This window comes from Streptomyces sp. SID3343 (assembly GCF_009865215.1).
Classification (GTDB): domain Bacteria; phylum Actinomycetota; class Actinomycetes; order Streptomycetales; family Streptomycetaceae; genus Embleya.
The window spans coordinates 1-7,900 of the sequence record NZ_WWJX01000148.1 but is presented as its reverse complement, the minus strand read 5'-3'; the positions used below and the strand labels follow the sequence as shown (position 1 = coordinate 7,900).

Here is a 7,900-nt window from a genome sequence, read left to right as displayed (position 1 = left end):
GGCCGCGCGCGTGCTGGTGCGGGCGGTCCCGGGCGCGCGTCCGGCCCGGTCGGTGCGCTCCGGCGGCGAACGCCCCACCGTGCACGCCACGGCGGGCGAGCGAAGCGGCCCGGTCGTGCGCAAACTCGTGCAGGAACTCCTGGACACGGTAGAGGGCACGATCGGGGTGATCACCCCCGTGGGGCACACCGACGACCTCGCCGGCGACCTCGCGGGCCTGGACGAGCGAGTGCAGCTGATGGACGCGCTCGACGCCAAGGGCCTGGAGTTCGACGCCGCGGTGATCGTCGACCCGCGCGGCGTGGTCGAACAGTCGCCCAACGGTATGCGCACGCTCTACGTCGCGCTCACCCGCGCGACCCGGCTGCTGGCCGTGGTCACGGCCGACCCGGACTGGACCGCGGACCTGCTCGGCATCGAAGCGAGCTGACCCGCGGGCGGGGAAGAAACACGACGCCGGGCCGGCCGGGACTCCCGAAGGCCCGGCGTCGCTCACTTTCACAAGCCCGCGCACAACTCCCGCAGCGGCGTCGTCACGCTCTCCGGACGCTCCGTCAACACCATGTGCCCACAGTCGCGCTCCACGTGCAGCGTGGCGTCGGGCAACTCGGCCGCGAGCGCCTTGCTGTGCGCGAGCGGGGTGAGCCGGTCCAACTCGCCCACCACGATGTGCACCGGCACCGCCGCGAGCGCGGCCAGCGTGCCCACCTTGTCGTGCCCGGCCAACGCCGGGAAGAATCCGCACACCGTGCTCATCGGCGTCGCGAACAGCATCTGCGCGCACTCGTGGACGAGCCGCGGGTCGGCCTGTGGCCCGAACAGCCCGCGCCGCACCAGACGCAGGTGCCCGGGGCGGCCGGGGCCCGGCAGGATCCGCCGCCCGCGGGTCATGAACTGCGGGTGCCGCTGCCCGAACGCGAAGAACCGTGTCTGCGCCGCGGAGCGTATGCGCACCGCCGGCGGCAGCCCCCGACCGGACGGTACGAGCGAGCCCGCCGACGTGCCCACCAAAACCACGCCCGCCACCCGCGACCCGAACAACTCCGGCCGGGACGCGGCCAGCGCCATGATCGTCATGCCGCCCATCGAGTGCCCGCACAGCAGTACCCGGCCGCTCGGCGCGACGGCGTCGATCACATCCGCGAGATCGTCGCCGAGCAGGTCGATCGTCCACGGCGCGGCCCGTCCCGCGCTGGAGCCACCGTGTCCGCGGTGATCGTAGGTCACCACCCGCACGCCGCCCGCGACCAAGGCCGCGACCTGCGCCCGCCACACGTCGCCGTGCAGCGTCCACCCGTGCGCGAAGACCACCGTGGCAGCCGCGTCGGGCGCGCCCGTCACCGTCACCCGCAGCGCCGCTCCGTCACCGGTGCGCACCGTGATCCGTTGTCCCGCAAGGGCCCCGCCACCTGAGGTACCGGTCGAGTTCGCCGTCGTGTCGGTCGCCATGTCCGCCTCCGCTCGCGCGCCTCTCCCTCTTTTCTACCCATCGGTAACGGGGTCTGAATACCCACCGGCGGTGAATCGCTCGCCAAGGCTCGACAAACCCTCGGTGCCCGGCGCGGACCCCGGCCCCGCGGCCGATTGCGGGGCCGGCGCGAGCGGCGCACCGCGCCGCGACACCCGGCGCACGAGCGGCTCGAAGGCCGACCCGAGCACGCGGGTGCCGACGTCGATCGCGGTCGCGTCCAAACCCACGAACACCCGTGCCCGGCCGCGCCGCACCCCCTTGAGGATGGTCCGTGCGGCCCGCTGCGCCGACGTCTTGGACAGCGAGTCGTGCAGCGCGACGACCTCGTCCTTGTCCCGGCCGATCGCGGCCCGCGAGTTGCGCACGATGTCGGTCCGGACTCCACCCGGGTGCACCGTGGTGACGCCTACCCCGGAGCCGGACAATCGCATCTCGTGGCGCACCGACTCGGTGAAACCGCGGACGGCGTACTTCGCGGCGCAGTACGCGCTCTGCGACGGCACCCCGAACAGGCCGAACACCGACGATATGTTCACCAGATGACCGGCGTCGGAGCGGCGCAGGTGCGGCAGGAACGCCTTCGTGCCGTAGGCGACGCCCCAGAAGTTGACTCCCATGAGCCACTCGAAGTCGTCCCAGTCCATTTCCTCCACCGTCGCGGTCAGCGCCACACCCGCGTTGTTGACCACGAGGTCGACTCCGCCGAACCGCGCGGCCGTCGCGTCGGCCCACGACTGCACGGCCGCCCGATCGGCCACGTCGACGACCTGGGTGTGGGTCTCCGCCGCGCCCAGACGCGCGACCCGGTCGGCCGTCGTGCGCAACCCCTCGGCGTCGATGTCGGCGAGTTCGAGCCGAGCCCCGCACGCGGCCAACTCGTACGCGAGTGCCCGCCCGATGCCCGACCCCGCGCCCGTGACGACGCACACGCGACCTGTGAAGTCCCGGATCACCCGCACTCCCCGCTCGAAGAACACTCGACCTGCCGCCGCCGACGCGCCCGGTGCCCCGCCGGCGTGAACCGCCGGTTCATCCGCCGAAACCGCGACAACGACCCCGGCCACAGCGCGGTGACCCGACCGTTGCGATTGTCCATGTACCAACTCGTGCAGCCGCCGGTGGTCCACACCGTGCGGCGCATCCGATCGTCGAGCCACGCGTTGTACGTGTCCTGCGTCTCGCGCAGCACTTCGACGTCGGCGATGTCGTGGTCGCGCATCTGCCGCACCGCGTCCACCGCGTAGCGCGCCTGGGCCTCGATCACCACGGTCATCGACGAGTGGCCGAGCCCGGTCCCGGGGCCGACGATCAGGAACAGGTTCGGGAAGCCGGCCACCATCGCGCCCCGGTGGGCCACCATGCCCCCGCTCCACACTTCGCTCAACGTGCGCCCGTCGCGTCCGGTCACCAGTTCGGCGATCAACGGCCGAGTGGCCCGGAAGCCGGTCCCGAACACGATCGTGTCGGCCTTGTGCTCGGCGCCGTCGACGGTGACTATGCCACCCGGTCGCACCCCGCGGATCGACGACGTGACGACGTCGACGTTGGGTCGCGTGAGCGCCGGATAGTAGTCGTCCGACAGCAGGACGCGCTTGCACCCGAAGCGATAGTCGGGGCTCAGCCGCGCCCGCAGTTCGGGGTCGGCCACCTGCGCGTGCAGGTGCGCGCGTGAAGCCTTGCTCGCGAGGTCGCCGAACAGGTTCCACGGGCCCAGAAAAGCGCCGAGCGTCGCCTCGCGCCGCCAGTACAGGCCGGCCCGCACGGCCGACTGCGCCGCGGGGATCCGGCGGTACAGGTTCTGCTGCCATCCGGGCAGCGGGCGGTCGTTGCGCGGCATGATCCACGGGGCGGTGCGCTGGTAGAGGTCGAGCCGGCTCACGCGCGGCTGGACCCGCGGCACGAACTGGACCGAGGACGCGCCGGTACCGATCACGGCCACGTGCTTGCCGGTCAGGTCGTGGTCGTGGTCCCACCGGGCCGAGTGGAAGGTGTGTCCGCCGAAATCGTCGAGGCCGGGCAGTCGCGGCACCACGGGCTCGGTCAGCGCGCCGGCCCCGGCGATCACCACGTCGGCGGTGTACGGTCCCCGGCTCGTGGTCAGTCGCCAGCGTGCCGCGTCGTGATCCCAGCGCGCGGCCTCGACCTCGTGTCCGAGCCGCAGGTGCGGGGTCAGGCCGAAGTCGCGGGCGCAGCGCCGCAGATACTCCTGGATCTCGGGGCCGGGGGAGAACGCGCGCGACCACGAGGGGTTGGGCGCGTACGAGAAGCAGTACAGGTTCGACGGCACGTCGCACGCCGCGCCGGGATACGTGTTGTCGCGCCACGTACCCCCGACGTCGTGGCCCCGTTCGAGAATCACGAAGTCCTCGATGCCGGCGTGCCGGCGCAGCCGATGACCCACGGCCAGACCGGCGAAGCCGGCTCCGATCACGGCGATCCGAACGTGTGGCGTGTGCAAGCCGGCCTCCGGGGTCCGTGGAGCGATCCACCTGGAGGTTACTGACAAGTAGCCATGCGGTGGAAGAGCGATTCGACGGTCGGGTGGGTAGCGTCGCGCGATCAGGGAACGCGAGGGGTGAACGGGACCAGGATGCTGCTCGGCCGAGGATTCGGCGACGCGGCGGGTGAGGGAGTACGACCATGGCGGAGATCCACTACGAGGTGGTCCAGAACGGCGCCGGGCAGCCGACGACCGAGCAGTGCGCGCACCTGAGCGAACTGCCGTCGGCGGTGCGGCCCGGGTCGACCGAGGGTTGTCAGGACTGTCTGCGCGACGGTAGCCAATGGGTGCACCTGCGCGAATGCCTCACGTGCGGGCACGTCGGCTGCTGCGACAGCTCGCCCAACAAGCACGCCACGGCGCACTGGAACGCCGAGGGGCACCCGCTCGTGCGCTCCTTCGAGCCCGGCGAGGACTGGGCGTGGTGCTACGCGGACGAACTGGTGGCCGTGCCCACGGCTTGACGGGTGTACCGCACGGGCGGCGGCGGATTCTGCCCCGAGGGCGGACGCCGTCGCCCGAGTCGGGCCGGTGTGTCGGTGCGGCTGCCTAGACTTGCCCCCGTGGTCGACGCAGCCTTCTCCGGTGGGAGCCCCCGATGAGTGAAACCGCAGCAACAGACGGTGTTTCCGTCGGTTCGGCCGACGCCGGCGCCTTGGGCACAGGGGTGGGCGCCGACGTGGTCGAGGCGCAGTTCGAGCCCTTCCGCACCGAACTGACCGGTTACTGCTATCGCATGCTCGGCTCGGTGTTCGAGGCCGAGGACGCCGTGCAGGACACCATGGTCCGCGCGTGGAAGAGTTTCGACCGCTTCGAGGGCCGCTCGTCGGTGCGCTCGTGGCTCTACCGGATCGCCACCAACGTGTGTCTGGACAGCCTCAACGGCCGTGAGCGAAGGGCTCGCCCGATGGACCTCTCCTCGCCGGTGCCCGCGAGTTCCACGCTCCCGCCCCCGATGCCGGAGGCGACCTGGATCGAACCCATCCCCGACGGCCGGGTCGTGCCGAGTGTGGCCGACCCGGCCGAGGTGGCGGTGGCGCGCGAGACGGTGCGACTGGCCTTCGTCGCCGCGCTCCAGCACCTGCCGCCGCGTCAACGGGCCGTGCTGATCCTGCGCGAGGTGCTGGCCTGGAAGGCGAGCGAGGTGGCCGAGTTGCTCGGGACCACGGTCGCCTCGGTCAACAGCGCGTTGCAGCGCGCCCGCGCGGCGCTCGCGGAGAACGAGATCACCGCGACCGACCCGATCCGCCCGATGGACGAGGAGCAACAGGCGCTGCTCGCCCGTTACGTCGACGCGTTCGAGCGCTACGACCTGGAGGCGTTCACCGCGCTGCTGCGCGAGGACGCGACGCTGTCCATGCCGCCCTTCGACCTGTGGCTGCGCGGTCACGCCGACATCTGCGAGTGGATGCTCGGCGTGGGCCACGGCTGCCGCGGCTCGCGGCTGGTCCCGATCGTCGCCAACGGCACGCCCGGCTTCGGTCAGTATCGGCCCAGTGGTCCCGGGGGCAGCTTCGAACCGTGGGCGCTTCAGGTCATCGAGATCTCAGCGGGGCAGATCATCGGCATCAACTCGTTCCTGGACGTCCCGCACCTGTTCCCGCTGTTCGGGCTCCCGATGACGCTCGACGACACGGGAGGCGCCGTCGAGGGGGCCGGGCTCGACCGGGAATAGTCCGCCGGGCCCGCCGGCCTCGCCGGGAAGCACGTCGGCCAACCCCATCAGGGCGAGCAGGGCGAGCAGCTCACCGCACACGTCGTGGAGTCGGATCCGACGCCCGAGGCGACGTGCGGTGAGCTGCAGTCTCGCGAGCGCCTCGATCGTGACCAGATCGGGGACGACCAGAGCGCCGACGTCACACGGGAACGGATCCGCGCGACTGGCGCCCAAAAGCAGCCGTAGCCGCTCGCACAGCCCTGCGATGTCTGCGCGGTCGATCGGCGGATACACGACCAGAACGGTCGCCGGGGCAGCGGATGTTTCGGATGGATCGACCATTGACGACCTCCTGTGACGACGCCTTACCGAGTTATGACCGTTCGCTCGACCGAAACTCATCACACCCGGCTCGCGCTCCCGGCCGCCGGGCCTCGAACCGCGGCGGGCACCCGCGGCAAATGCCTTGTGGAAGGGGGTGTTTGGTTGTCATAGGCTGGCGCCTCACCGACTTCGAGGGGACGAGACGTTGTCCGAGCAGGACTGGGTGCCCACCGGGATAGACGTCAGTCGTCCGCATCCCGCGCGCGTGTACGACTACCACATCGGCGGCAAGACCAACTATCCGGTCGATCGGGAGTTGGCGGAGAAGTTCATCGCCGTCGCGCCGCAGACCACGGTCACCGCGCTCGACAACAGGGCCTTTCTCGCCCGCGCCGTGCGCTACGCGGCCGAGCAGGGGATCGACCAGTTCCTCGACATCGGTACGGGCATTCCCGCGCCGGGCAACACCCACGAGATCGCGCAGGAGGTCGTCCCGTCGGCGCGGGTGGCCTATGTGGACAACGACCCGATCGTGCTCGCGCACGCCCGGGCCCTGATGCCCGCGACCGACAAGGGCCGGACCGGTTTCACGCTGGGCGACGTGCGTGAGCCGGACAAGGTGCTGGCGGCTCCCGAAGTGCGCGAGCTGATCGACTTCGACCGCCCGGTGTGCGTGCTGCTGCTCGGGATCCTGCACTACGTGGCGGACGACCGGGACCCGGCGGGCATCGTCGCCCGGCTCCTCGACGCGGTGCCCTCCGGCAGCCTGTTGATCCTGTCGCACACCACGTCGGACTTCCTGCCGCCGATCTCGGCCGACTCGGTCCTCGCGGTCAACGACGAGGCCGAGTTCATGCTGCCGCGTCCGCACGCGCAGATCCTGCCGTTCCTGGCCGGGGTCGAGCTGCTCGAACCCGGGCTGGTGCAGGCGCCGTTGTGGCATCCGGACGAAGACGCCGACCTGTCTCCCGAGCGGCTCGCCCAGTCCTGGATCTACTGCGCGGTCGGCCGCAAACCCTGACCCGATCCGCGCGGCCGACGGCACCCGCCTTGTGGGACGGGTGCCAACGGCCTTGTGCGGCCCGCGAGTTCGGTTCTGCCGGTACTACACCACGGCTCGTTCGGCCGTCGCGACCAGAGCGCGCATCAGCGGGGTGTCGTCGATCCACGCGACCGCGTCGCCCCGCCGGCGCGGCGCGGCGTCGGCCCGAATGATCGCGGCGTTGCGTTGCAGCCACGCCGCGGCATTGGCGCAGTGGTAGGGGTGCATGGCGGCGATGTCGAGCACGTCGCCGCTCGCGGTGGTCCAGGTCTGCTCCTGGCGAAGCAGGTGGGCCCAGGTGCCCTTGACGTAGCGACCGCGCGCGATCAGCGTGTGGTGCCCGGCCCGGGTGATGCCCATGTTGCGGCCGCGCAGCGGCACTTCGCCACCGAGGCGGATCAGGTGACCGCGCTGCAGGGTGGCGAGCGTGCGCCACGAGATGCCGGGGGCGCCGGGCCGGGTGCCGTCGGGGTGGGTGCGCACCGTGCCGGTGTCGATCCGGGTCAGGGCCCGGCGCACGGTGGCCGGCTTCACGGGGGTCAGGCGGGTCATGGTGTTCAGACGAGCCATGGTGTCGGTGGTGGACATCGAGGATCCTCCTCTTGCGTCGAGCCGCGGCGGTCGTCCGCGGTGGCGCTCAACCCATGCGTCGAGCATCTCATCCGGCACTGACATCGCGACCTGCGCGTTCGCGGCGAACTCCGGTGATCGCAGGGGAGGTTCGCCGCGATCCGCCGAGGCCGACCGGCTCCGTTCGGGTGCTGCGCCAAGCAGGCTCGTCCGACCCCGGCGGCGTCGGCGCGTGCGACCGTGACGCGGGCAGCCCTTCCACCGCGAACGGCGGCAGCGCGTGGGTGAGCCGGCCCTCGGCGGTGTCGGTGGTGCCGAGCCGCGGCACGGCCCCGA

At 71.6% G+C, this 7,900-nt stretch carries 9 protein-coding genes; 4 read left to right on the top strand and 5 right to left on the bottom strand.

The genetic code is table 11. The features are described from left to right. Positions 1–430, top strand: a 430-nt coding sequence (locus GT354_RS05190) for an ATP-binding domain-containing protein (RefSeq protein WP_161354983.1), incomplete at its 5' end; no start/stop codon positions are given. Positions 431–498: 68 nt separating this feature from the next. Here the strand turns inward: GT354_RS05190 and GT354_RS05185 are convergent. From GT354_RS05185 to GT354_RS05175, 3 genes are read right to left on the bottom strand one after another with little or no spacing between them, the layout of a single operon-like run. Beyond that, positions 499–1,449 carry an alpha/beta hydrolase gene (locus tag GT354_RS05185; RefSeq protein WP_161354982.1) on the bottom strand — a complete coding sequence of 317 codons (951 nt, stop codon included), beginning with the start codon at positions 1,447–1,449 and terminating at the stop codon, positions 499–501. Between the two features lie 33 nt (positions 1,450–1,482). Beyond that, on the bottom strand, positions 1,483–2,424 hold the full coding sequence (locus GT354_RS05180) for an SDR family NAD(P)-dependent oxidoreductase (protein ID WP_346011863.1): 942 nt from the start codon (positions 2,422–2,424) through the stop codon (positions 1,483–1,485). After that, positions 2,421–3,929 (bottom strand): NAD(P)/FAD-dependent oxidoreductase, encoded by a 1,509-nt coding sequence (locus GT354_RS05175; protein ID WP_161354981.1) that lies wholly within the window; start codon positions 3,927–3,929, stop codon positions 2,421–2,423. The genes GT354_RS05180 and GT354_RS05175 overlap by 4 nt, the downstream gene beginning before the upstream one ends. Before the next feature lie 182 nt (positions 3,930–4,111). Between GT354_RS05175 and GT354_RS05170 the strand changes: the two genes are divergently transcribed. The 3 genes from GT354_RS05170 (at position 4,112) to GT354_RS05155 (ending at position 6,973) form a co-directional block, all read left to right on the top strand. Beyond that, the gene (locus GT354_RS05170; protein WP_161354980.1) at positions 4,112–4,435 is read left to right on the top strand and encodes a UBP-type zinc finger domain-containing protein; all 324 of its coding nucleotides are present in this window, start codon (positions 4,112–4,114) and stop codon (positions 4,433–4,435) included. A gap of 134 nt (positions 4,436–4,569) precedes the next feature. Beyond that, positions 4,570–5,646 (top strand): sigma-70 family RNA polymerase sigma factor, encoded by a 1,077-nt coding sequence (locus GT354_RS05165; RefSeq protein WP_237534395.1) that lies wholly within the window; start codon positions 4,570–4,572, stop codon positions 5,644–5,646. A gap of 511 nt (positions 5,647–6,157) precedes the next feature. Continuing rightward, positions 6,158–6,973 carry an SAM-dependent methyltransferase gene (locus tag GT354_RS05155; protein ID WP_202511530.1) on the top strand — a complete coding sequence of 272 codons (816 nt, stop codon included), beginning with the start codon at positions 6,158–6,160 and terminating at the stop codon, positions 6,971–6,973. Between the two features lie 84 nt (positions 6,974–7,057). Here the strand turns inward: GT354_RS05155 and GT354_RS05150 are convergent, their stop codons facing one another. Together GT354_RS05150 and GT354_RS53475 are read right to left on the bottom strand one after the other, a co-directional pair. Next, a complete protein-coding gene (locus tag GT354_RS05150; RefSeq protein WP_161354977.1) occupies positions 7,058–7,582 on the bottom strand; it encodes a hypothetical protein in 525 nt (174 codons plus the stop codon). Positions 7,583–7,652: 70 nt separating this feature from the next. Further along, positions 7,653–7,900, bottom strand: a 248-nt coding sequence (locus GT354_RS53475) for a hypothetical protein (RefSeq protein ID WP_237534394.1), incomplete at its 5' end; no start/stop codon positions are given.